The organism is Sphingobacteriales bacterium (assembly GCA_016699615.1).
GTDB lineage: Bacteria > Bacteroidota > Bacteroidia > Chitinophagales > JADIYW01 > JADJSS01.
In genome coordinates this window covers 2,451,645-2,476,245 of the sequence record CP064984.1, presented here as the reverse complement: position 1 = coordinate 2,476,245, position 24,601 = coordinate 2,451,645, and the positions used below count along the sequence as shown (strand labels likewise).

Annotated in this window: 21 protein-coding genes; 12 read left to right on the top strand and 9 right to left on the bottom strand. The window is 29.6% G+C overall.

Annotation, left to right across the window (positions count from 1 at the left end):
* Positions 1 to 41: 41 nt before the first annotated feature.
* From IPK18_11675 to IPK18_11660, 4 genes are read left to right on the top strand one after another with little or no spacing between them, the layout of a single operon-like run.
* Positions 42 to 3,137, top strand: coding sequence for a tetratricopeptide repeat protein (locus IPK18_11675; protein QQR97506.1), 3,096 nt, complete (start codon positions 42 to 44; stop codon positions 3,135 to 3,137).
* Positions 3,138 to 3,165: 28 nt separating this feature from the next.
* The gene (locus IPK18_11670) at positions 3,166 to 4,827 is read left to right on the top strand and encodes a hypothetical protein (protein QQR97505.1); all 1,662 of its coding nucleotides are present in this window, start codon (positions 3,166 to 3,168) and stop codon (positions 4,825 to 4,827) included.
* 9 nt (positions 4,828 to 4,836) lie between these two features.
* A complete protein-coding gene (locus tag IPK18_11665) occupies positions 4,837 to 5,868 on the top strand; it encodes a hypothetical protein (GenBank protein QQR97504.1) in 1,032 nt (343 codons plus the stop codon).
* An 11-nt stretch (positions 5,869 to 5,879) separates the two neighbouring features.
* A complete protein-coding gene (locus tag IPK18_11660; GenBank protein ID QQR97503.1) occupies positions 5,880 to 6,530 on the top strand; it encodes an ABC transporter ATP-binding protein in 651 nt (216 codons plus the stop codon).
* Here the strand turns inward: IPK18_11660 and IPK18_11655 are convergent.
* The 3 genes from IPK18_11655 to lpdA form a co-directional block, all read right to left on the bottom strand.
* A complete protein-coding gene (locus IPK18_11655) occupies positions 6,523 to 7,974 on the bottom strand; it encodes a sodium:solute symporter (protein QQR97502.1) in 1,452 nt (483 codons plus the stop codon). The genes IPK18_11660 and IPK18_11655 overlap by 8 nt on opposite strands.
* Before the next feature lie 127 nt (positions 7,975 to 8,101).
* A complete protein-coding gene (locus IPK18_11650) occupies positions 8,102 to 8,422 on the bottom strand; it encodes a hypothetical protein (protein ID QQR97501.1) in 321 nt (106 codons plus the stop codon).
* A gap of 80 nt (positions 8,423 to 8,502) precedes the next feature.
* Positions 8,503 to 9,891 (bottom strand): dihydrolipoyl dehydrogenase, encoded by a 1,389-nt coding sequence (gene lpdA / locus IPK18_11645; GenBank protein QQR97500.1) that lies wholly within the window; start codon positions 9,889 to 9,891, stop codon positions 8,503 to 8,505.
* Between the two features lie 72 nt (positions 9,892 to 9,963).
* On the opposite strand from lpdA, the gene IPK18_11640 reads away from it, so the two are divergent.
* Both IPK18_11640 and meaB read left to right on the top strand, forming a co-directional pair.
* Positions 9,964 to 11,154, top strand: coding sequence for an amidohydrolase (locus IPK18_11640; GenBank protein QQR97499.1), 1,191 nt, complete (start codon positions 9,964 to 9,966; stop codon positions 11,152 to 11,154).
* 4 nt (positions 11,155 to 11,158) lie between these two features.
* Positions 11,159 to 12,127 carry a methylmalonyl Co-A mutase-associated GTPase MeaB gene (gene meaB, locus IPK18_11635; protein ID QQR97498.1) on the top strand — a complete coding sequence of 323 codons (969 nt, stop codon included), beginning with the start codon at positions 11,159 to 11,161 and terminating at the stop codon, positions 12,125 to 12,127.
* Here the strand turns inward: meaB and IPK18_11630 are convergent.
* Positions 12,119 to 13,249, bottom strand: a complete 1,131-nt coding sequence (locus IPK18_11630; GenBank protein ID QQR97497.1) for a cysteine desulfurase — start codon at positions 13,247 to 13,249, stop codon at positions 12,119 to 12,121. The genes meaB and IPK18_11630 overlap by 9 nt on opposite strands.
* 63 nt (positions 13,250 to 13,312) lie before the next feature.
* Between IPK18_11630 and IPK18_11625 the strand changes: the two genes are divergently transcribed.
* From IPK18_11625 to IPK18_11605, 5 genes are all read left to right on the top strand, one after another.
* A complete protein-coding gene (locus tag IPK18_11625; GenBank protein QQR97496.1) occupies positions 13,313 to 15,352 on the top strand; it encodes a ComEC/Rec2 family competence protein in 2,040 nt (679 codons plus the stop codon).
* 27 nt (positions 15,353 to 15,379) lie between these two features.
* Complete coding sequence (locus tag IPK18_11620; protein ID QQR97495.1) at positions 15,380 to 16,402, top strand: nucleoid-associated protein; 1,023 nt, start codon at positions 15,380 to 15,382, stop codon at positions 16,400 to 16,402.
* A gap of 97 nt (positions 16,403 to 16,499) precedes the next feature.
* Entirely contained in the window at positions 16,500 to 17,387 is an 888-nt protein-coding gene (locus IPK18_11615) for a 4-hydroxy-tetrahydrodipicolinate synthase (GenBank protein ID QQR97494.1), read from the top strand.
* A gap of 47 nt (positions 17,388 to 17,434) precedes the next feature.
* Positions 17,435 to 17,740 carry a hypothetical protein gene (locus IPK18_11610; GenBank protein QQR97493.1) on the top strand — a complete coding sequence of 102 codons (306 nt, stop codon included), beginning with the start codon at positions 17,435 to 17,437 and terminating at the stop codon, positions 17,738 to 17,740.
* Positions 17,695 to 18,306, top strand: a complete 612-nt coding sequence (locus tag IPK18_11605; GenBank protein ID QQR97492.1) for a nucleotidyl transferase AbiEii/AbiGii toxin family protein — start codon at positions 17,695 to 17,697, stop codon at positions 18,304 to 18,306. Before IPK18_11610 ends, IPK18_11605 begins: the two co-directional genes overlap by 46 nt.
* A gap of 26 nt (positions 18,307 to 18,332) precedes the next feature.
* On the opposite strand, the gene IPK18_11600 is transcribed toward IPK18_11605, so the two are convergent.
* Positions 18,333 to 19,517: a glycoside hydrolase family 1 protein gene (locus tag IPK18_11600; protein ID QQR97491.1), complete on the bottom strand. Its 1,185-nt coding sequence runs from the start codon at positions 19,515 to 19,517 to the stop codon at positions 18,333 to 18,335.
* A gap of 61 nt (positions 19,518 to 19,578) precedes the next feature.
* Between IPK18_11600 and IPK18_11595 the strand changes: the two genes are divergently transcribed.
* Positions 19,579 to 19,938, top strand: coding sequence for a hypothetical protein (locus IPK18_11595; protein QQR97490.1), 360 nt, complete (start codon positions 19,579 to 19,581; stop codon positions 19,936 to 19,938).
* 216 nt (positions 19,939 to 20,154) lie between these two features.
* Here IPK18_11595 and IPK18_11590 read toward each other — a convergent pair whose 3' ends face one another.
* From IPK18_11590 to IPK18_11575, 4 genes are all read right to left on the bottom strand, one after another.
* Positions 20,155 to 20,757 carry a riboflavin synthase gene (locus IPK18_11590; protein QQR97489.1) on the bottom strand — a complete coding sequence of 201 codons (603 nt, stop codon included), beginning with the start codon at positions 20,755 to 20,757 and terminating at the stop codon, positions 20,155 to 20,157.
* 1 nt (position 20,758) lies between these two features.
* Positions 20,759 to 22,933 carry a gliding motility-associated C-terminal domain-containing protein gene (locus IPK18_11585; protein ID QQR97488.1) on the bottom strand — a complete coding sequence of 725 codons (2,175 nt, stop codon included), beginning with the start codon at positions 22,931 to 22,933 and terminating at the stop codon, positions 20,759 to 20,761.
* A gap of 74 nt (positions 22,934 to 23,007) precedes the next feature.
* Positions 23,008 to 23,472, bottom strand: a complete 465-nt coding sequence (locus IPK18_11580) for a hypothetical protein (GenBank protein QQR97487.1) — start codon at positions 23,470 to 23,472, stop codon at positions 23,008 to 23,010.
* A gap of 62 nt (positions 23,473 to 23,534) precedes the next feature.
* Positions 23,535 to 24,596: a fatty acid desaturase gene (locus IPK18_11575; protein QQR97486.1), complete on the bottom strand. Its 1,062-nt coding sequence runs from the start codon at positions 24,594 to 24,596 to the stop codon at positions 23,535 to 23,537.
* Positions 24,597 to 24,601 lie beyond the last annotated feature (5 nt).

Here is a 24,601-nt window from a genome sequence, read left to right as displayed (position 1 = left end):
GCAATGAATTATTTTATCAAATTTGTACACAAACATTATTTATGCAAAAATATTTTTGGATTTTTATCTTTTTATTAGCACCATCATTACTTTCGGCACAAGCATCGCTCAAACACCAAGACTTACTCAAACAATATAAAGAAGCGAAAGAACATATAGCTTTTGAAAGATATGCTATCGCCTACCCTATTATTCAAAACTTTTTGATTGAATACCAAAAAGACCCAAAGCAAATTGACAACAATACATTAGCTGATGCAATTTTTATAAAAGCAGCTTGTGCAAAAGCTACACAAGCATCAGATGCAAGTGCGCAATTACTACAATTTATCGAAGACTATCCTGGAAATCCAAACATCAGTATTGCTAATTTTTTATTAGGAGAAATTGCATTTGGCATTCCAAACTACCAAGATGCAATTGTATATTTTGAAGCAGTAGATAAAAAACAACTTTCAAAAACACAAAGAGAAGCATTTGATTACAAAGAAGCATTTTCTTTATTTGCGCTTAAAAAATTTAAAGAAGCAAGACCAAAATTCAATGCGATTGCAAATTCAACATCATACTACAAAGAAGATGCATTATACTATGGTGGTTTGTGTGCTTACTATTCTAATGATTACAACTCAGCTTATAAAACATTTCAGCAATTAGAAAACTCAAAAAAGTATGAAAAAATAATTCCATATTACATTGCATCTATCCAATTTATTAATAAAGATTACAAAGCTTTGGTAAGTTATGCTGAACCAAAATTAAAAGAAAATATAAAGTACAGCAATGAAATAGCACACTTATTAGGAAATGCTTTCTTTGAATTGCAACAGTATGATAAATCTAAATTCTATTTGGAGCAATATATGAAACAATCTATAAAAGCTACGCCTGAAGATTATTATATTTTAGGTTATGTGCAAGCACAAGAAAATGATTGTAATAGTGCAGTAAAAAACTTAGAACAATTATCATCACAAGAAACAGAGCTAGGACAAAATGCAATGTATCAGTTGGCAAAATGCTATGTAAAAATAAACAACAAAACTGAGGCAAAAAATGCTTTTTTACAGGCTGCAAGATTAGATTTTAATAAAGCAATAAAAGAAGAATCAATTTTCCAATATGCAAAATTGGCGTATGAATTGAATGCAACAAACGAAGCATTAATTACACTTAAAAAATTCATTGTAGACTATCCAAAATCTCAGTATTACAATGAAGCCAATGAAATATTAGCTGATATATTTTTAATTACAAAAAACTATGATGAAGCTATGCAAATCATAGAAAACTTGCCGCAAGTATCTACCAAGTTACAAAACAGCTATCAGCAGATGGCTTATTTAAAAGCATTAAGTTTATACAACGATAAAAAAATGGATGAAGCTGATGCCATTTTCAATAAAGCATTAAAATACACCAACAACAAATCTTACGAAGCACTTACCTATTATTGGAAAGCAGATATTGCCTATCAAAAATCAGACTATACAAAAAGCAAACAACTCGTAGATAAATTTTTGAGTTTAAATAAAAATGTAGTTGCCGCAGATGCTAATACAGCAAATGAAGGAACAGCATATTACTTAAAAGGCTACAATTACTATAAAGAAAAAGACTATCCAAACGCAGCAGAACAATTTTCAAAATCATTGAATGGTTTAAAAAACAATACGTCATCAAACATCAATCAAACAATTTATCCAGATGCATTATTAAGATTGGCTGATGCTTATTTTATTCAAAAACAATACAACAATGCTGATGTAAATTATGACATTGTAATAAAAAATAATTACCAAGGTGCCGATTATGCATTATATCAAAAATCAATTATTGACGGATTATCTGGAAAGTATAATGATAAAATTGCTGGCATGAGCGCATTAGCTACAAGATTTCCAAATTCATCATTTGCAGACGATGCATTATTCCAAGCAGGAAACACTCAATTTTCCTTAAGCAAATCGGCTGATGCAAAACAAACATTCAATACATTATTACAAAAATATCCAAAATCTGATAGAGTACCAGAAACCTATATAAAATTAGGATTAATTGAATATAATAACAACAACTATGATGAAGCATTAAATTGGTACAAAAAAGTTGTAGAAAAATATCCAAATACACCAAATGCTAACGAAGCATTATTAGCTATCAAAGATATTTATATAGAAAAAGGCGATGCAAATGCTTATATCAAATATGCATCAAAATATGGCAACAGCAACCTTACAACATCAGCACAAGATTCAATTGTATATTTGAGTGCAGAAAATCAGTTTCAAAAAGGAAATATACAACAAGCATTAGATGGTTTTAATAATTATATTCTTCAATTTCCAAATGGGTTTTTCAATTTGCAAGCAAAATTTTATAGAGCAGAATGTAATTATAGTTTACAAAACTTTGACAAAGCATTGCCAGACTACATCAATATTGCAAATGTAGCACAAAATAGATTTACAGAACGTTCTACAGCAAGAGCAGCAAACATCCTATACTTTGACAAAAAAGATATGGCGCAAGCGCAACAATACTATACAAAATTGGAAAGCATTGCTACCTTAGATGAAAATAAACGTGAGTACCAAATTGGATTGATGCGCACCAACTTTAAGTTAAAAAATTATGCAAATGCACTTACTTATGTAGAAAAAGTAAAAGCAATTCCAAATCTTCCTGAGTTTTATAAAAAAGAAATTGCTTACTACAAAGGCATTTCTCATTACAACTTAAAAGAATACGATAAAGCACTACCAGAATTACAAAATATTGCAGCTTCATTAAACAACGAACAAGGTGCAGAAGCACAATACACAATAGCTAAAATATATTATGACAAAAAGAATTTAAAACAAGCTGAAGCTGAATGTTTAAAATACAATGATTTATTTCCAGCATACGAATATTATTTAGGAAAATCTTATATTCTTTTGAGTGATATATACAAAACAAACAACAAACTTTTGCAAGCAAAAGCAACACTACAAAGTTTGGTAGACAATTATTCTTTTGATGATGATGTACTAAAAGAAGCTAAAGAGAAATTACAATTAATACTTGACTCAGAAACTCAAAATTCAAATCTGAAATTACCAAGCAATAGTAGCATTCTACAGTTTGACAAATAAATTAGTTATAAAAATAATACACAAGAAAATGTTTAATAGATATCATACAACACTTATTATTTCATTATTGTTTGCACAAATAACGTTTGCTCAAACAACAAAAGATTCTATTCTTGAATTAGATGAAGTAAATATCATACAAAATTATGAACCAATTCTCATCAATAGTGAGAAAGTTCCGCTTTCGCCAGATATTCCAAAAATAAACAAAACAAAAGCTGACGAACAGACATATAACTTTGCTGATGTAAAAGGAAAAATAAAATATCTTGCTGAAGATATTAAGCCAATAAAAGTTGCAATAAAACCAAATGAAAAACAAAAGTTTTTTTATGCAAAAGCTGGCTTTGGAAATTACCTTACTCCATTATTAAATTTATCCATCGTCAATCCAAATCAAGCAAAATATCGTGCTGGATTAAATGCAGATTTTATTTACTCTAAAGCAAAAAAACCAAGATTTCAAGAATATTTTGATTTGAAAGCAAAAGGTTTTGGTGAATATTTCATTAAAAACAGTGCATTAGTTGGTGCATCAGCTACATTTCAATTTGATAAATATCATTTTTATGGTAACACAGATACATTGTTAGAAAAAAATGATGTAAAAAATATGTACAAAAGATTTGGCGCAGACATCTATCTAAAAAATATTGCAGACAAAGATTATGATTATAGTGCAAATGTAGGTTTTCAGAATACAAGCAACACTTTAAAACAAAAAGAAACAACTATAGATATAAAAGCAAAAGGCTCATATATGTTTATGCAAAATATTGGTGCTGGCGCCAACTTTTGGGCAAATAATATTGCTTACAAAGATGATACATCAAAAAACAATAGATTTTCAATTGCTGTAAATCCTTATGCAATTGTACAATATAAAATTTGGAAACTACAAGCTGGTGCAAACATGATGATTACAAACAATAAGTTTTATGTACTTCCATCATTCTTAAATACATTAAAAATATACAAAAACTATTTGGTGATGTATAATGAATGGAACTCAAATGTAAAAATCAATAGTCTACACCAAACATCACTAGAAAATGCATTTATCTATGATAATAACTTTAAAAATCAAATCAATGAAAAACGCACATTTATTGGACTTCGTGGTGCATTTTCAGGATTTTATTACAATGTAAGTTTTTCTCAGTTGGTAAACAGAAATCACCTTCAGTTTATTGACAACACATATGATACAACAACTATTAACTATCCACCAAATGCCACTTTCCAAGCTGATTATGTACATAGATTAAAAGCATGGAATCCAAGTTTTAGTTTAGGTTTCCAAAAAGGCAATCAATTTGGCGCAAATGTAACTTTAGATTATTTTATATATAAAAATACAACTTCCGAATTATCTTATCAACCAAATCTAAAAGCAGATTTTACAGCGTTCTATAATTGGAAAAACAAATTACATGTGAATCTAAACTTGATTGCTTATGGAAAAATGAACGCAACGAGACAGACAATAGAAAGTGGCTTGATTACCAACAGAATTTCAGAACAAATAAAAGGTGTTGTAGACTTAAATTTAAGTGCAACTTATTTCTTTACTAAAAATATTGGTGCATTTATCGACTTAAATAATTTGGCATTTCAAAAATATCAGCGTTTCGTTAGTTATCCAACATATAGTTTCCAAGCTATTGGTGGTATCAAGATATCTTATTAACTTTATGCTGTGATTGATGAAATAATTGTAGAACTGCTTTATACTAATAATTGTGTGATTGTTCCAAAAATTGGTGCATGGATAGGAAATTATTCTAATGCAAAAGTAGAAGCAATTGAGCAAAAAATATATCCACCAGGAAAATCTATTGCATTCAACAGACAACTGCAAAACAATGATGGTGTACTGATACACGCTGTACAAAACAAACACCAAATTTCTTATGCAGAAGCTGAAAAGATTGTATTTGAATACGCAGAAAACATCAAAAACAATCTACAACAAAATAAAAACCATATTCTAAAAAATATAGGCAGACTATATCTTGACCAAAATAACAATATTCTTTTTGAGTCTTTCCAAAATAATTTTTCTTGTGAAAATTATGGACTACCAATTGTAGGTATCACACCAATATCAAGATTAAAAGATGCAATTCCAGAAATTGTTGCCCAAAGTCGTAAACGCAGTAAGTTAATATACATAATTCCAATCTTTTTACTTTTATTTTTTGTAGGAACGATTGGCGTATTACAACAAAACAAATTTAAGCACAACTATTCTATAGCTTCTTTTTTTCCAAATATAAAAAGTTGGTTTATGCCTAAAAACAATACACCACAAAAAGGAAACGAAGCTACTCAACAAAATATAGTTACAAAAGACACACAAAACTCAACAGAAGCATTTGCATCAAATATAGATACACAAACATTTATTGCAGCTACAAAAATTGACACAACAACTTTTACCTCAATTAATGAAAGTAAAAAAGCGGAAGCAAATAACTTATTAAGTAATAACAAAATAGCTAATGCATATATTTGTGTAGGCGCATTTCAGAATAGGAACAGTGCAAATATATTAACAAAAGAGATTGAAAAAAATGCAATGAAAGCAATTGTGATAAAACCACGAAATTCAGTTTTATATAGAGTATTAATTTTAAGTCATACATCTCAAATATACGAAGACATGGATAGTATTAAATATAATGTAAATGCTGGCGCATGGTTATATTGCCACCATTGTTCGTTTTAATTTTTTACACATTGATAAGTTGCACTAATATACATAAATCATATGCCAACCTTGAAGTACTAAAAGGTGTTTCATTAGAAATTAAGAAAGCAGAATTGGCATGTATTATTGGACCATCAGGAGCTGGAAAAAGCACACTATTACATATTATTGGTTCACTAGACAAAGCTGACAAAGGCATTGTAAATATTGATGGTAAAAACATTTCTGATTTAAAAGACAAAGAACTTTCGATTTTTAGAAATAAAAACTTGGGCTTTGTATTTCAATTTCATCATTTATTACCTGAGTTCACAGCATTAGAAAATATTTGCATTCCTGCATATATTGCAAAAACAAAAACAACAGAAGCAGAAAAAAAAGCTAAAGAATTATTAGATTTTATGGGACTTACCAATCGTATGCACCATAAACCAAATGAACTTTCTGGTGGCGAACAACAAAGAGTTTCTGTTGCAAGAGCATTAATCAATAGTCCATTGGTAGTTTTGGCAGATGAGCCAACTGGAAATTTAGATACTGAGCGTTCAGAAGAATTGCATGATTTGTTTTTCAAATTAAAAACAAACTTCAATCAAACATTTATCATTGTTACACACAACGAGAAATTGGCAGAAAAAGCTGATAAAAAAATCACCATGAGAGATGGAATAATTATTTAGGTTTTTGGCTTAGTATAAATAATCCTAAAAATGTAAGTAGACCATTAATTATTAATAGCTCTGCTCCTATTTGATAACCACCAAGCCAAATTGCTTTATTTTTACTTGAAAAATATAAGAAAGTACATATAGCTGGGCTTATCACACAAACAATAGGAACATATATATCTTTTACATTTCTTTTGGTGAACATACCAAATACAAACAAGCCCAAAAGTGGACCATAGGTAATGCCTGCAATATCTAAAACTGTGAATACCAAAGATTGGTCTGTAAACAAACCAAAAGCTAATACAACAAAGAACAATACTACAGCAAAAGCAATATGTATGATATGTCTTTTATTTTTATTCTCAGCATTTTCATTACTTTTAATATGCAATACATCTATGTAAAATGATGTGGTAAGTGTAGTGAGTACAGAATCTGCGCTATTAAAAGTTGCAGCTGTCAATCCAATTACAAATACAAGACCAGCAATTTTTCCCAAATGATTGAATGCTAAAGCAGGAAACAATTGATCTGGTTTTTCGGGCAATGCAATATTCATCTTAGTAGCATATATATACAACAATGCACCTAATGCAAGAAAAAACATATTTACTACAACAACTATGATACTAAATGCATTTATATTTTTTTGTGCTTCTGATAATGATTTGCAACTCAAATTTTTTTGCATCATGTTTTGGTCAAGTCCAGTCATGCAAATTGCAATAAATGCGCCACCTATAAATTGTTTCCAAAAATAATTTTTAGCTTGCCAATCCCAGAAAAAAACTTTTGAATATTCTGAATCTTTAATTTGATAATAGGCATCCATTATATTCCAATCTAATCTTTGTAGTATAAAAACAATGGTAAGCAAAACGCCTAGTAAAAGAAACGAAGATTGAAACATATCTGTCCAAACTAAAGTTTTGATACCACCACGATAAGTGTATACCAACATCAAGAATATTATTATTGCTACTGTGACTGGAAATGGAATAAAGAAGGCATCAAACACAAATTTTTGCAAAACCATTGCAGCTAAAAACAATCGTCCACCAGCACCTATTAACCTTGATAAAATAAAATAAAATGAGCCTGTGCGTTGCGAAATTGTGCCTATTCTATTTTGCAAATAAGTATAAATAGATGTTAGATTTTGTTTGTAATACAATGGCAATAAAAAATAGGCAATTGCCCAATATCCTAATACATATCCTAGAACAATTTGAAAATAATTAAACTGTGCTGCTTTCACAGAACCAGGAACGGACAAATAAGTTAATCCAGATAATGAATCTCCAATTAAACCGAAAGCAACGATATACCAAACTGATTGTTTGTTTCCAATAAAATAAGAATCTTCATTTGCTTTTCTTGAGGTAATCCATCCGATAAAAATTAAACACAAGAAATAAATAAAAATGCAAATTAGAATTAAACTTGGCGACATTGCGTATTAGTTTTGTGTAAGATAATAAATTACTTACTTTTTATTTTAAGATTTCGAACTTATTTATGTTTGATAAAAAAAATGGCTCAATAAATTGAGCCATTTAAAAAATTCTTAGAAAATTAAATTATTTTGCTTGTCTTGTTACTTCTTCTTCAGCTACATATGCTTCGCAACCCATACTGTCTATTTCATCATACCAATCTTGAATTTCAGCTCTAGATGCTTCAGGAAATTTGGAAAGACAATCATCGATAAAAGATTTTAGTGCTGATTTAAGTGTTTCACAATCAGCCACCGTATATTCGCTGTTATGATATGCATCGGAAGCATTTAAATAATCAGTTACTGCTTCGTTACAGTTTTTAGCTTTTGCTTTCTTACAAGAAGAAATAGATAGTGCTAACACTGCTAACACCATCACGAATAACATTTTTACTTTTTTCATTTTAAAAATTTTTAATTACTCAAATATAATAATTTATTTTAATATTAGAACATTTTAGCAACATTATTTTAAATATTTATTTACAAATGTATAGATTGTTGTTTTGATTGTTCTATGGCTTCTTTAATTGTCTCAGAAATTGTTGGATGTCCATGTATGCAATGCATTACTGAAGTTGCTGTTGCTTCTACATTTCTTGCCAATACAATTTCTTGAATGATTTCACTAACATTTTCGCCAATAGCATGTGCGCCTAATATTTCATCGTACTTTTTATCAATTAGAACTTTTACAAAACCTTCTTTTTTGCCAACTGCTTTTGCTTTTCCTGATGCAGAAAAAGGAAATTTACCAACTATATAATCAATATTGTTATCTTTTAAATACTGCTCTGTGTAGCCAACACTTGCAATTTCTGGTGTGCAATACACACTTGATGGAATATTATTATAATTTATTGGCAAAGTGCTATATCCTGCTAAATGCTCTGCAGCAACTATTCCTTCTGCACTTGCTACATGTGCCAATGCTTGTCCTGTTATAATATCGCCAATTGCATACACACCTTGTATATTTGTTTGGCAATATTCATCTGTCTGTATTTTGCTATTTTGCGTTTGAATACCACAATATTCCAAACCTATATTATCGATATTCGCTTTGATGCCAACTGCACTAAGTACTAACTCTGTATTTATTTCAATTTCACTTTCGGCAGTATTTACAATTAGTCGAACATTTTCATCACGAATAATTGAACTCAATACTTTTGATGATGTAAGAATATTAATTCCTTTTTTTATTAATATCTTTTCTAATTCAATTGAAACTGCATCATCTTCATTTGGTAAAATATGTTTAGCAAACTCAATTAAGGTAACTTTTGTGCCTATTGAGTTAAAAAAATATGCAAATTCCACACCAATTGCTCCAGCACCAACTATCACTAATTGATTAGGCTTATTATCTAATACCAAAGCTTTTCTATAATCAATAATATACTTATTATCTATTGGCAATGCAGGCACTGATTTGGAAGAACTTCCTGTTGCAAGAATAACATACTCTGAACTTAAAATCTTTATTTCATTATCAGATGTTACTTCAACATTTTTTCCAGGTAATAATTTCCCATATCCTTGAAAAACTGATATTTTATTTTTCTTCATAAGGAATTGAATGCCTTGTTGCATTTCATTTGCAATTTTTCTACTTCTCTGAATCACTGCATCAAAATCTAAACTTGAATGTTCTATATGCACACCATATTCTGATGCATCTTTTATATATTCATATATTTGTGCTGATTTTAATAATGCTTTAGTTGGAATGCAACCCCAATTTAAACAAACACCACCTAAATTTTCTTTTTCTACAATAGCAACCTTCTTACCTAGCTGTGCCGCACGAATTGCTGCTACATATCCACCTGGACCAGCTCCTATTACAATTACATCAAATTCTGTCATACTTAAAATTAATACAAAAAATGAAAATAGCTTAATATAGAATTGTTTATTTTTACAAGAAGAACGTATTGTATGAATACCTTAGAAAAGATAAAAAAAATTGCACATCAAGAATCAGATAATTTAATTGAAATTAGAAGATATTTACATGCGCATCCTGAATTGAGTTTTGAAGAAACTGAAACAGCAAAATATATTGCAAATCAATTAGACTTATTAAATATTAACTATACTAAAGATGTAGGTGGCAATGGAATTATTGGTATCATAAAAGGTAAAAATCCTGATAAAAAAACGATTGCCTTACGTGCTGATATTGATGCATTGCCTATTGAAGAAAAAAATGAAGTTAGTTATTGCTCCACAAAAAAAGGTATTATGCATGCATGTGGACATGATGTACATACAACTTGTTTGCTTGGTGCATTAAAAATTTTGAATGACATAAAAGATGATTTTGAAGGACAAATAAAATTCATTTTTCAACCAGCTGAAGAAAAATTGCCTGGTGGTGCATCAATTTTAATAAAAGAAGGCGTTTTGAGCAACCCAAGTGTAGAAAAAATATTTGGACAACATGTATTACCACAACTTGAAACTGGAAAAGTGGCATTTAAAACTGGACTTTCTATGGCAAGTTGCGATGAAATATATATTACAATAAAAGGGAATGGTGGACATGGTGCTGTGCCACATTTAGCAATTGACACAGTATTAATAGCATCGCATATTGTAGTAGCATTGCAACAGATTGTAAGTAGAAATGCCAATCCAACAATGCCAACTGTACTTAGTATTGGAAAATTTATAGCTAATGGTGCTACAAATATTATTCCTGAAGAAGTAAAATTGGAAGGTACACTTAGAACATTTGATGAAAATTGGCGAGAAGAAGCAAAAGAAAAAATCATTAAAATAGCAACAAACATTGCAGAAAGTATGGGCGCAAGTATTGATATAAATATTGCACACGGCTATCCATTTTTGTACAATGATATTACAACTACACAAAATGCATTTAATCATGCTGTAGAATATCTTGGAAAAGAAAATGTGGAAGAACATCCTATAAGAATGACAGCAGAAGATTTTAGCTACTACACACAAATTGTGCCTGCATGTTTTTATAGACTAGGAACTGGAAATGTAGAAAAAGGTATTACATCACCAATACACACACCACATTTTGATGTAGATGAAAATTGCTTAGAGATTGGCGCTGGATTGATGGCTTGGCTAGCTTTTCAGGAATTAAATAATTAAATTTTTGAACTTAGAACCATTATCATATTACACTAATGGCATATTGCAAAAAGACAGAAATGTACTCAGCAAGTCTATAACTTTAATAGAAAGCAACGCAGACACACACCAAGCAACTGCAAATCAGTTAATAGAATTTTGTATACAACAAAATAAAAAAGCTAAGAAAATTGGCATTTCTGGCTCGCCTGGTGTAGGAAAAAGTACATTTATAAATAGCTTAGGAAAACATATATTAGATAACAATAAAAGCATTGCAGTTTTAGCAATAGATCCAAGTAGCACAATTTCTAGAGGAAGTATATTAGGTGATAAAACAAGAATGGGTGATTTAATTCATCATAAAAACATATACATTAGACCAAGTGCAAATGGTGATTATTTAGGTGGTGTAGCTAGAAAAACCTATGAGACAAGTTTAATTTGCGAAGCATTTGGATTTGACTACATCATTGTTGAAACAGTAGGTGTTGGTCAATCTGAGATTGAAGTACGCAATATAGTTGATATTTTTTTACTGCTACTTTTACCAAATGCTGGTGATGAATTACAAGGCATCAAACGTGGCATAATGGAATTGGCAAACATCATCATTATTAATAAAGCTGATAATGAACATTTGACTAAGGCAAAAATTAGCATGACTCAAATTAAAAGTATTTTGCCATTAATGAACCAACAACAGCGTAATTGGGAAACAAAAATAGTGCTTGCATCTGCATTGGAAAATACTGGCATTAAAAATATCTACAATTTAATTTCGAATTACTATCTTTCTGTTCATGAAAATGAGCTTAGAATAAATCAACAAGAATATTGGAAAAATAAAATCATTCAAGATTTGGTTTTAAGCAAAATAAAATCACATCCAAAAATCAAAAAAGTATTAGAAGATTTAAGCATCAAACAACAAAATATATACACAAACTATGAAGCAATTGCTAAGTTGATTGACGAAATTATTTTAGACTAAAATTGCTTTCAAAGATTGTATAACAACATCCACTTCTTCTGTTGTATTTAATTTAGAAAAAGAAAATCTAACATTCACTCTATCTACATTTGGCAAAATGGCTTGTATAACATGCGAGCCTGTTGCAGCACCACTACTACAAGCACTTCCACCACTTGCGCAAACACCTTTGATATCTAAATTAAACAGCAACATCATTGTGTTTTCTTTATTTGGAAATGAAATATTTAATACAGTATATAAACTATTTTCCATGTTGCCACAAATCTGTATATCATCAAAACTCTCTTGTAATTGTTGAATAAAATATTGTTTTATCGATAAAATATACGCTGCATCTTTATCTAAATTTTGATATGCAATTTCAGCTGCTTTTGCCATACCAACAATACCATATACATTTTCTGTGCCTGCTCTAAAACCACGCTCTTGTCCGCCACCATGAATAAATGATTGTACTTTATTTTTCTTCCTCATGTACAAAAAACCAACGCCTTTTGGACCATGAAATTTATGTGCCGAGCCTGATAAAAAATCTACTGCGACTGCTTGTGTATCTATTGAAATATGTCCGAAAGTTTGTACTGTATCTGAATGTAAGTATGCATTATATTTCTCACACAAAATAGCAACATCATTTATTGGTAATAAATTTCCTATTTCGTTGTTTGCATGCATCAACGACACCAATTTCTTTTCACTGCCTTGTTGTAATAATGTTTCTAAATGAGCTAAATCAACAATGCCTTTTTCATCAAGTGCAACATACTCAATTTTTACTTGATGATATTTTTCTAAATATTCTAATGTATGCAACACACAGTGATGCTCAATTTTTGAACTTATGATGGTTTGGACACCAAGATATTGCACGGCACCTTTGATAGCCATATTGTTTGCTTCTGTGCCACCTGATGTAAAAATAATTTCTGAAGTGTGTGCATTTAACAATTTTGCGATTGTTTTCCTTGCTGTTTCTATGGCAGCTCTCGTTTCTCTACCATGACTATAAATTGACGATGGATTTCCAAAATATTCATTAAAATAAGGCAACATAGCATCTACTACGTCTTTAGTTATTGGCGTAGTTGCAGCATTGTCAAAGTATATTACACGACTCAAAACGAAAATTTTAGTGCAAAGATAAGTTTTGTTTTGTTTATTCCTAATATTTATATTTGAGCTATGAATGTAGATTATGCTCCATGGTATAAAATTCTGATTAGTTTTATTCTAGGCATTTTGCTTGGTTATTCGTACGATATAAACACAAAATACACTTGGATAATTCTGCCAATTTTAATATTTTATATATTATTGAATATATTTTACAAGAAATACAACAAAACAATATTGAATATTTTCTCTAGTATTATTGTATTTATCTTTGCACTTCTCTATACACAATATTTTAAGTTAAACAATCAAGCAATACATTTTTCAAAACAGCAAGCTGAATATGCAATTGGCTATATCCATCAAGCAATAGAAGAAAAAGAAAAATCTTACAAAAGTGCTTTAGTAATTGAATCAATCATTAATAAAAACAAAGAAATAGTACAAGCAAATGGCAAACTATTAGTGTATACTCAGAAAACTGACAACATAAAACAATTGAATATTGGCGATAAAGTTTTTATAAAATTAAATCCTAAACAAATAGATGAGCCAAGAAATATTGGGCAATTTAATTATAAAAACTATTTGGCCTTAGATGAAATTTATCATCAAACTTATGTCAAAGAAAATGAATTGAAATTTATAACACATACAAATAAATATTTATTGAAAAAATGGAGTAATAATCTTTCAATTATGATGCAGAATTTATTGCGAAAATACATTCCAAAGGAACAAAATTTTGCATTGGCTGATGGTATTTTACTTGGTCATCGTGCTGAAATTGATTCTGAGCTATATGCATCATTTTCTCAAATTGGTATTGTGCATATACTTTCTGTGTCTGGCTTACATGTTGGAATTATATACTTATTAATTTCATTTTTGTTGCGATTTATACCAAATAGAAATTTCACAATTAGATTTTCAAAATTCATTGTTGCTGCATTATTAATTTGGCTATTTGCATTTGTAGTTGGTTTATCTCCTGCTGTGGTGCGTGCTGCTATTTTATTTTCATTACTAAACTTTGGTAAAATCATAAAAGAAGACGCTTCATCTATCAATATGTTATTTGGTGCAGCATTTTTGCAATTGTTATTTGAGCCATTATTGATTTACAATATTGGCTTTCAACTTTCATATCTTGCCATGCTTGGCTTATTTACATTCTACAAGCCAATTTATGGATTGTATTATACATCAAATAAAATTGCTGATTATATTTGGCAATTATGGGCTGCAAGTATTGCTGCGCAAATATTTACCACACCTTTAGTTATATATTATTTTGGAAATTTTCCTACGTATTTTCTATTTGCAAATATCTTCGCCATTCCACTTTCTTCTGTTATCCTTTGGAGTTCAATTGCGTTATTGCCATTTTCTTTCGTTCCATTTTTAGCAAAATACATTGGCTGCTTCACATCATTATGTATAGATATTTTTATTTGGTGTACAGAAAAAATTGCATCATTGCCATTTGCAAAGATTGATTATTTGTACATTAATTTTTATCAAGTATTACTCATGTTTGTAGTAGCAATATTGCTTTTTGTTTTTATAAATAGATTAAAATACAAATATCTCATTTATGCAATAAGTGTAGCTATCATTATTGTTTTATCTACCTACTACACAACATATGATAATTATAAAAAAGACAAAATAATACTTTATAATCTGAAGAATAATCTTGCAATTAGCTATCAACACAAAGACAAATTTGATTTATATTATTACAATCCGATTTCTGCAAAAGACTATAATTTCAATATACATAATGCTTTTAGACAATGCTATGGAAGACAAAAAAACACAAAGCCATTAGAATCAAAGACACTTCAATTCGATAATAAATTATTCTACATATTAGACAATCATCAGTACAAAAACTTTAGTTCTACTATCGAAGTTGATTATTTAATTGTTTCAAATAATATTTACTTAGACTTAAACATCATTAAAGACAAATTTAATTTCAAACAAATGATTATTGCGTGCAACAATGATTACAGACACCAGAATATTTACAAAAAAATACTTAAGCAACAAAACATAGATTTTATTGACTTGAATGATAAATATTTAATTATTACAATCTAAATTTCATTATTTTAGTCAAAAAAATACATGATAGAATTTAATGAGGCAGCGATTAGAAAACTTATATTTCATAAAATAGCAGACGACAGAAAATCATTAGTCAACCAAAAAACGTACGACATTGAATATGAATTTGAAGAAGAAATTTTAAAGAAAATATTTTTAAAGCCTTTTAATACTTGCAATGCAACCTATCAATTCACGCACACTATAGACTTAGAATTACATGCATTATATAAATTGGCAAAATCAATTTTCAATGCATCAGACTTTGTAAATACATCACAACAAATATATCATTACTTGAAATCTGTATCAAAACACCAAAATATAAAAGATGGAGATTTGTTTGTAATAAAATTTGATGACGTAAAATTTAATGGTCAATTATACAATGCAATTGGCATCTACAAAATTGAAAATAAAGACAATTTTATAGAAATAACTTCAAAACAACAAGATTTGGAAATGCATTTGAAAGAAGGCATCAACGGTAGAAAATTAGACAAAGCATGTTTGATTTTGCAAACGGAAGAACCTTATACTATTTTAGTGATAGACAATGCAAAAGTAGAAACAGATTATTGGCAAAATGAGTTTTTGAGTGTTGAACTAAAAGATGACAACATCAATGCAACAAATCAGTTTTTGCAATTTGCAAAATCATATATTGTGGAGCAATTGCCAGAAGAATTTGAAACTTCTAAATCAGACCAAATAGAATTATTGAATCGTTCTGTACAATATTTTAAGAAAAACGACACATTTCATCAAGCTGCGTTTGAAGAAGAAGTATTAGTAGACAAAAACATCATAGAATCTTTTAGAAAATACGACGAAACTTATCAACTAGATAATGACTTTGATTTTCAAGAGAAATTTGAAATTTCTGCACCAGCAGTAAAGAAACAGGCAAAATATTTCAAAAGTGTGCTTAAATTGGACAAAAATTTTCATATATACATACATGGAAATACAAGTTTAATTCAGCAAGGCGTTGATGACGATGGTAGAAAATTTTACAAAATATATTACCAAGAAGAATCTTAATTACATTAAATTATTATCCTCAATTTAATGTTCATTTTAAGTCAAATCCTATTTTATTTCAATTATTTTTCTGAAATTAGAGCAATATTTTAGCATAATGAGTAGTATAAATCTAAAAGGCGTAGGCGTTGCATTGGTAACACCATTTAATGAAGATGGAACGATTAATTTTAATCAATACGAGAAACTATGTAACTACGTCATAGAAAATAAGGTGGATTATGTTGTGGTACTTGGAACTACTGGCGAAGTAGCAACTATGAACGACAAAGAAAGACAAGATTTGATAAGTGCAACTGTGAGTGTGGTATCTAAACGTGTTCCTGTTATCGCAGGATTTGGAGGCAACTACACACAAAAAATTGCTGAAGAATTAAAATCATTTGACTTAACTGGTGTAGATGCCATTTTATCAGTTTCGCCATATTACAACAAACCAACTCAAGATGGTTTGTATGAGCATTACAAAGCAATTGCGCTAAGCACTGAATTACCTTTAATTTTATACAATGTTCCAGGAAGAACATCAAGCAATATAAAAGCAAGTACAACCTTAAAACTAGCTGAAAATTTTAGCAATATTATCGCCATAAAAGAAGCAACTTCAGATTGGTCGCAAATAATTGAATTGGCACACAACAAACCTGATAATTTTTATTTATTATCTGGAAATGATGATTTGATTGTACCACAAATAGCTTTAGGTTACGATGGCATTATCTCTGTAATGGCAAATGCCACGCCAAAACTATTCACTGAAATGGTACATCAAGCATTAAACAATGATTTTGCATCAGCAAGAAAAACTGTTTTCCTACTTGATGATTTAATCAATATGATGTTTGAGCAAGGCAACCCAGCTGGCGTAAAATGTGCATTACATCATGTAGATATTTGTAGCGAGAATATCAGATTGCCATTAATGCCTGTGAGTGAAGACTTAAGCGAAAGAATAAAAATTAAATTAAACAGTTTAGGTTTATAGTAGTTTAATACTATATTTTTTAAAATGAAATATCATATCTTTGATTGATGGGAAAAACCATTTCAATACAAGATTTCTCACCACATCTATTTTGGGATGTAGATTTAGCTTTATTTGATTTAATAAAGTATCAATCATTTTTTATTACAAGAGTTTTAGAATATGGCACAATGGATGACTGGAAATTAATTGTAAGTTTATATGGTATGGATAATATTAAAGAAGCAGCTTTAAAAGCAAAAAACTTAGATGCCGTAACGCTTTCATTTGTTTCTACAATATTTAATATTGATAAATCTGAATTTACATGCTACAAAAACAGACAGTTGCTCCAGAACTCTTGGAACTCTTAGAAAAACTAATGTTAGAAGACACATTCTCTAATTTTAATTTAGTTGGAGGTACTTCATTAGCTTTGCAAATTGGGCATAGAAATTCAATAGATATTGATTTATTTGGCAATGCAGCAATTGAAACAGATTTATTTATAGATATTATAAGCAAAATTGGCAAAACTCAAGTTCTTAGTTTTTCTAAAAACATATTAATTACAAATATAAATAATATAAAAGTAGATTTTGTATGTTACAATTATCCACTGTTGGATGCACATCTATTAATTAATAATATAAGATTGGTTGCTAAAAAAGACATTGCAGCCATGAAACTCAACGCTATTGCTGGAAGAGGTTCTAAAAAAGATTTTATAGATATTTTCTACTTGCTACAAGAATTTGAGTTAAAAGATATGTTTGACTTTTATTCACAAAAATACAATAACAACTCAATCTTCATGGTTTATAAGAGCCTTAGTTATTTTGATGAAGCAGATATTCAACCTCAACCTTTAGTATATGATAAACATTTTACATGGGAGAAATGTAAACAAAAAATCATACTCGAAATAAAAAAAATATAATTACATTATTCTTTATTTATATCATATCAAACTTCAACTGCGTTTTCAGTTGCTACTTTTTTCATAAATCGTCCTGCTTCTGTCATGGTGCGCTCGCCAGTTTCAAAATTTACACTTACCAATCCAAATTTGTAGTGTAAGCCAATATTCCATTCATGGTTGTCTATTGTGCTCCAATGGAAATAGCCTTGTATTGGAATACCATCTTGTTGTGCTTTATGTATCCAACCTAAATATTCTTTAATGCTTTCAATTCTAAAATTTGGGTCATGTGTGCATACGCCACTTTCTGTGATAATAATTGGTCTTTTATTTTCTTTATAATATCTATGAAATATGTGGTAAAATTCTTCTGGTTTATATTCCCACATCAAATCAGATTTTCTGCCTAATTTTTCTAATTTTCCTGGTTGTGTAATATTATCAATAGGCAATGGTCTGAATGGCATTCTGGCATAATAACTCAAGCCTTGAAAATCTACTTTTTGGAAATGCTTGTGGCAATAATCCATAAACCACCAATCGAATAATTTTGCTAATAAATGACCTGGAAATATTTCTCCAACAAATTTTACTGTATTGTGTGATATTCCAACTTTTGCATTAGGAAATCTCTGATGTATATAATCGTATACTTCATTATGTGCCATTTCCATCTTTTTCAAAACTTTTCTAGCTAAAAACAACTTACCTTTTTTGAATGGTGGAAAATTACCCATTAAATATCCATTACTAACATATACGTTTGGTTCATTGAAAGTATTCCAAGTATCTACTAAGTGTCCATATTTATCTACTGATTTTTTTGCAAAATCTACCCACATTTTGTAGTTATCGCCTTTTTCCCAACTACCAGCCTCCACAAACCATTTTGGATGCGTAAAATGGTGCAACACAAGCATTATATGCATGCCTCTGTTTTTTAGTTCTTGCATAAATTGCAAATAAGCATCAGCTTCTTTCTCATCAAATTCAGCAAATGGTGCTTTTTGTAGCTTGCTCCAATCGTGGCTCATTCTGTATCCATTACTTACTTGGCATATTAGCTCTAAATCTTCATCACGGTGCGAATCATGCATACTACAATTATCAAAGATGCTACCATCCATACTTTTAAATCCTTTCCAATCGTGTTCGCCTGCTTTTTCTATTTGATATGCTGCTGTTGAAGTGCCCCAAATGAAATTTTCTGGAAATTTTAATAATGCCATATAAAATAATTTAAGATATTTTTGCTAATATATTCTTTTTGTTCGATTATTTTTACATTGAATGAAAATTTCTGATTACATATATAAAGGTCACATCACTTACAAAGCAAATAAAAATTATTTAGCCATTAGAATTCCTATGAAAAGAAGTGTAAAGAATTTAATTATTTTAAGTCTTGCAACTATCTCATGGTCTATCTCTTTGTTTCTATTAATTTATTTTTTCATCAATAAAATTGACCATACTTATAGTAAATATATTTTGATTCTATCTTTTATTATCTGGACAATTGTGGGTTTGGTTGGTGCATCAATTTTTATGTGGATTTTCTTTGGTAGAGAAAGAATCATTATCAGTAAAGATTTTTTGATTACTGAAAAACCACTTGTCTTTTCTATCGTAGAAGTTTTTACAACATAAAAGAAATTAGTAATATAAAAATTGATAAAGAAATATACAGAATCAATAGAAATAATGAATGGAAAGAACAACACAGAACAATTTTAAAATTTGACACACCACAAAAATCTCCTGTTTTTGCGAGAAACATTGACATCAAAGATGCTGAGTATGTTTTATTTTTATTGGCTAAGAGCAATTATTTTGCAGAGCAACAGTTTGCAATTGTTCAATAATCTATTTCTTTGATTTTTTAGATTGCTTAAGGAAATTTTCTACATATTTTCCAAATATATCAAACTCTATATTTACTATACTTCCAACTTGGTATTGATGGAATAATGTATGTTCTAATGTATATGGTATAATTGCTACACTAAATAACTTTTTCTTTGCTTTTACTACTGTTAAACTTGTACCATCAACACATACTGAACCTTTGTCTACTAAAGCATATTTTGGTTTTTCTATGAATTTAAAATAAAACATAGTACTACCTTCTTGCAGTTCAATTTTTTTACAAATTGCTACTTGGTCTACATGACCTTGTACAATGTGTCCGTCTAGAAATGCATTAGCTTGCATAGCTAATTCTAAGTTTATCTTATCTCCTTTTTCCCAAGTACCTAATGTTGTTTTATCAATAGTTTCTTTTATTGCAGTTACCGTATGCGATTGTTTATTTTGCTTAACTACAGTCAGACAAACGCCATTGTGTGCTACACTTTGGTCAATTTTTAGTTGCTTAGATAGATTGCTTTCGATGGTAAAATGCACATTAGATTTGTCATTTACAACATCAATAATTTTACCGAAAGTTTGTACAATTCCTGTGAACATCTTATCTAAATAAATGTATATATCCGCTTAATGGTTCTGATAATTTTTGCTCTCCATTAGCTGTTTTGTAATATATGTAACATACATAATAATACACTGCTGTGTTTAAATCTTTGTCATTTTTAATATCCATACCATTCCAATTAATATCAGGATTATTGGTTTCGAACACTAAGTTTCCCCATCTATTGTACACTTTCATATCTATTTTGGACACACCACGATATGGCAAAATTGGCGTAAATAAGTCATTTTGATTATCTGCATTTGGTGTAAATGTATTTGGCAATTCATAGATTGGACAATCATCCACACATATAATATTGGATATTGTTCTTTTCTTATTCTTAGCAACAGTTTCTATGTAATAACAACCAGCTAAGGATTTTAATGTATTCAAATCGTGTGCATATGCTAATACACTTGTTCTACTAAAGCTGTCTATTTGTACATACACTGATGAGTTGTATGATTTATAATACACATTTGTTTGAACAATGGTACTTGTATCACATGTACTAGCGAAACTCCATGCAAGGTAATTGACAAAATCATCTTGAGTCAATGTTGTATTCTTACAAAAATTATCAACTGCAAGTGTTGGTGCACATGGTGATGTTGTATCTATAGGAACATCACATTTCTCTTGAGAAAAATTAATTAATGGTTGTTTTAAACCTAAAATGTTGTATTGGCCAAATGCTTTAATTTTATAACAATAAGTACTATCAATTATTAATCCTGTGTCTCTAAATGTAGTTGTACTTACAATAGCTATTGAGTCATAAGTCGTACTTCCTGGTAATTTTCTATAAACTACATATTCGTAGTTTTCCCATGCAGTATTTGAACTCCATGAAAGCACAATACTTTTATAGTCTGGTGTCGTTTGCAAGAATACACTAGAAGATGTTCCAGAAAAACCTAATGTATCATTATTTGCAATAAACATTACTTTATAAGTATAACTATTTTCTTCTGTATTCAAATTAGTATCTATGAAACTTGTATCATTTAACAATGAATATGAATTGGCAGAAACAGAATGTATAGGTGTAAAATTCGTACCATTTATTCCATCTGCTCTGTATAATACAAAAGTATATGGTGCAATATTTATTGTAGTATCTAATTCGGAAGCACTTGGTCTTGACCATTCTATATATATACTTCCAGTTGAAGTGGATGTATTTCTTACATCTACATTATAAATAATTGGTAAATCTAATGGCAAACGCACACATATTTCTTCGGATGCAATACTTCTAAACGTATTTATTGGCACACCTTGAGCTGGTTTATCTCCAAACTCTGCCACTATTTTATAACTATATTCATTTCCTACATCAATTGTATTATCTATAAATGTATAAAGATTTGTGGTACTTATTTTTTGATATCCTTGAGCTGCTAATTCAGTATTATAATTATTTAGAGTAGCAGCACAACGTATTTTTCTCCAAATAGAAAAATTCAAGAATTTGGTATTATTGCTACATAAATACAAACTATCCCAAGATATTTTAACGCTACTATTGGAAGTTATAATTTGTGCAACTGGATTTTGAGGTGCTGGTGCTACAATTCTAATATATAATGTTTTTATATCTACAAGAGGCTGAGGTTCAAAATCATTATGTTGGACTCTTAATGAGTGTAAATCATCAAAATTATCTGTTGCTTTAAATAAAATTGGATAGTCATTTTTATTTAGATGTGCGCAATCTGTTTTCCATCTAAACAAACCAGAAACTGGATTGTTTGGTGGATTTGCAACAAAAACTGCTGAATTAACTATCTGGTTGTATGCTGTACTATTTGATGTTAGTGTAACTAATTGACCTGCATCTGGATCAGATGCACTTACAGAAAACCTAACACTGTCGCCTGCAACTACACATATATTTTGTGGGATTTGTAATACTGGTGGTCTGTTATTTGTTGAATCAACAAATATTTGCATGTCTCTAACAACTGTACCTATTAAAAGTCCTGCTCTGTATTCTTTTATTAGAATTGCAATATTATATATTCCTGATAATTGAGGGTATTCCCAAATTATTTCTCCTGTATTAGCATTTATATTGAATTGATTATTTAATCCACTTCTTATTTGATTTGGATATAAATAACCATTTACATTTGATGTTTGTGATTGTTTTGGTGGAATGAGCATAAAAACTAAACTATCACCATCAATATCAAATGCATTTGGATTGTGTACAAATCGCTGTCCTACATTGGCGGCATCTAATGGCTGATTAAAAGTGTTGGAGAACTATTATAGCCAACATTATTTGGATTTAGAATAATTACTGTGTCTTCAATATAAAATACAGTATTTACAGAATTGGTCATATTTATGATGTTGTCAATTCTGTTTGGGTCTGCCATGCTTACAATATACCTGCCTGGACCTGTGTAAGTATGATACATTCTGTAAATATTCTGAAAAACATCTGCATACTGTGTTGGAATTCTCGAAACTCTATCTATAGAATCTGCATTGCCATCGCCCCAAACGATTTGCAATCTTGGTCTGTCTGCGCCTTCACTTTCACCACTCAGTTTAGTGTATGTTGTAACTGTAAATTCGTAGGTATATCCTGTAATATGTCTGTAAGTAATTTCTCCTGCTCTATTGTGTGTGGCAAAGGCATGTTGTATTAGAAATACACTTAGTAATATAAAAAGTATTTTAAACTTTAGCATCATTTCATCAATGATGTAAATATACAATTCTTTAGCAAATAGAAAAATATAAAAAAACAGAAAATCTATGCTATGGTTAGTTTCTGTGTGTCATTATAACGATTGGCACGTTTGAATGTACCTAAATCATTAAATCTAACACCATTTTCTTTCATTATTTTGTGTGCATTTTTCCTAGTAAGATGCCTTATATAAAATGTTTCATTAACAACAAAGTGATGAATGGCATGTGTCCAACCGAAGAAAAAACAAAACAATTGCAATGGAAATGTCCACCATATATTTAGTATTTGAGTTTGTTGAATTACATTACCACTTTCAACATCACCAAAATAATGCATATTGGATGTAATAAAATGCAAACAAAATTGTCTTAATAAATTTGGTAATATTAGTATCATAATAAATGGTTGCAGCCACCACATATTATTGGTAACAATGGCTGGACTTGTGTATGCTATGCCAAATGTATTTGTAAAAAAATGAATCAATACATGTATTAAAAATACATACCATAAGAAATGTGCCATTAATCCGAATGGCAACATAGCATAGGTTTTTATTGTCTTAAATCTTAATGCTTGTGCTTTACTTAAGTTTCCTAATTGTATTTGTTTTATAATGTCTTTTCTGATTGTATTTGCTCTCAAAATTCCACCTAATAATAAATCTGGTGTGGTGATTAATCTCTTTAAACTCCATTTTTCGCCATTTGTCACGCCTCTTTCCTCCACATCGTGTAGTGTGCCTGAATATTTGTGGTGATGAAAATGCAAATCTCTACGCAACCATGGGTTTATGGTCAATGGTCTTAAAATCCATATTACAAATAACATACTATCATGTACCAACTTATTTTTTCTAAAGTACATCCAATGTATTAGATCATGTTCTAATTCATGTAAAATGCCCATCCAAAATGCATTGAATGGTATTAAAATCCAAATAGAAAGTATATTCTTTAAATATAAAATTGATGCTAAAACAATCATTATTACACTGAAAAGAAATATTATTAATCCAATAGTGTTTTGATTTTTTAGGATTGGATATTTTTGTTTAAAATCCTTATAAGATTGCGCAATTTCCTTTCTAATAAGTGTTGTTTTTTGTGCATCTGTAAGCATAAACA

Coding starts and splice junctions, on each gene's coding strand:
- IPK18_11600 (QQR97491.1), bottom strand. CDS start 19,517: ATGGCATTATTAAAATTTCCAGAAAATTTCATTTGGGGCACTTCAACA.
- lpdA (QQR97500.1), bottom strand. CDS start 9,891: ATGACAGAATTTGATGTAATTGTAATAGGAGCTGGTCCAGGTGGATAT.
- IPK18_11580 (QQR97487.1), bottom strand. CDS start 23,472: ATGATGCTAAAGTTTAAAATACTTTTTATATTACTAAGTGTATTTCTA.
- IPK18_11595 (QQR97490.1), top strand. CDS start 19,579: ATGAAAATTTCTGATTACATATATAAAGGTCACATCACTTACAAAGCA.
- IPK18_11640 (QQR97499.1), top strand. CDS start 9,964: ATGAATACCTTAGAAAAGATAAAAAAAATTGCACATCAAGAATCAGAT.
- IPK18_11655 (QQR97502.1), bottom strand. CDS start 7,974: ATGTCGCCAAGTTTAATTCTAATTTGCATTTTTATTTATTTCTTGTGT.
- IPK18_11625 (QQR97496.1), top strand. CDS start 13,313: ATGAATGTAGATTATGCTCCATGGTATAAAATTCTGATTAGTTTTATT.
- IPK18_11675 (QQR97506.1), top strand. CDS start 42: ATGCAAAAATATTTTTGGATTTTTATCTTTTTATTAGCACCATCATTA.
- IPK18_11620 (QQR97495.1), top strand. CDS start 15,380: ATGATAGAATTTAATGAGGCAGCGATTAGAAAACTTATATTTCATAAA.
- IPK18_11590 (QQR97489.1), bottom strand. CDS start 20,757: ATGTTCACAGGAATTGTACAAACTTTCGGTAAAATTATTGATGTTGTA.
- IPK18_11610 (QQR97493.1), top strand. CDS start 17,435: ATGGGAAAAACCATTTCAATACAAGATTTCTCACCACATCTATTTTGG.
- IPK18_11605 (QQR97492.1), top strand. CDS start 17,695: ATGCTACAAAAACAGACAGTTGCTCCAGAACTCTTGGAACTCTTAGAA.
- IPK18_11585 (QQR97488.1), bottom strand. CDS start 22,933: ATGCTCATTCCACCAAAACAATCACAAACATCAAATGTAAATGGTTAT.
- IPK18_11615 (QQR97494.1), top strand. CDS start 16,500: ATGAGTAGTATAAATCTAAAAGGCGTAGGCGTTGCATTGGTAACACCA.
- IPK18_11575 (QQR97486.1), bottom strand. CDS start 24,596: ATGCTTACAGATGCACAAAAAACAACACTTATTAGAAAGGAAATTGCG.
- IPK18_11670 (QQR97505.1), top strand. CDS start 3,166: ATGTTTAATAGATATCATACAACACTTATTATTTCATTATTGTTTGCA.
- IPK18_11650 (QQR97501.1), bottom strand. CDS start 8,422: ATGAAAAAAGTAAAAATGTTATTCGTGATGGTGTTAGCAGTGTTAGCA.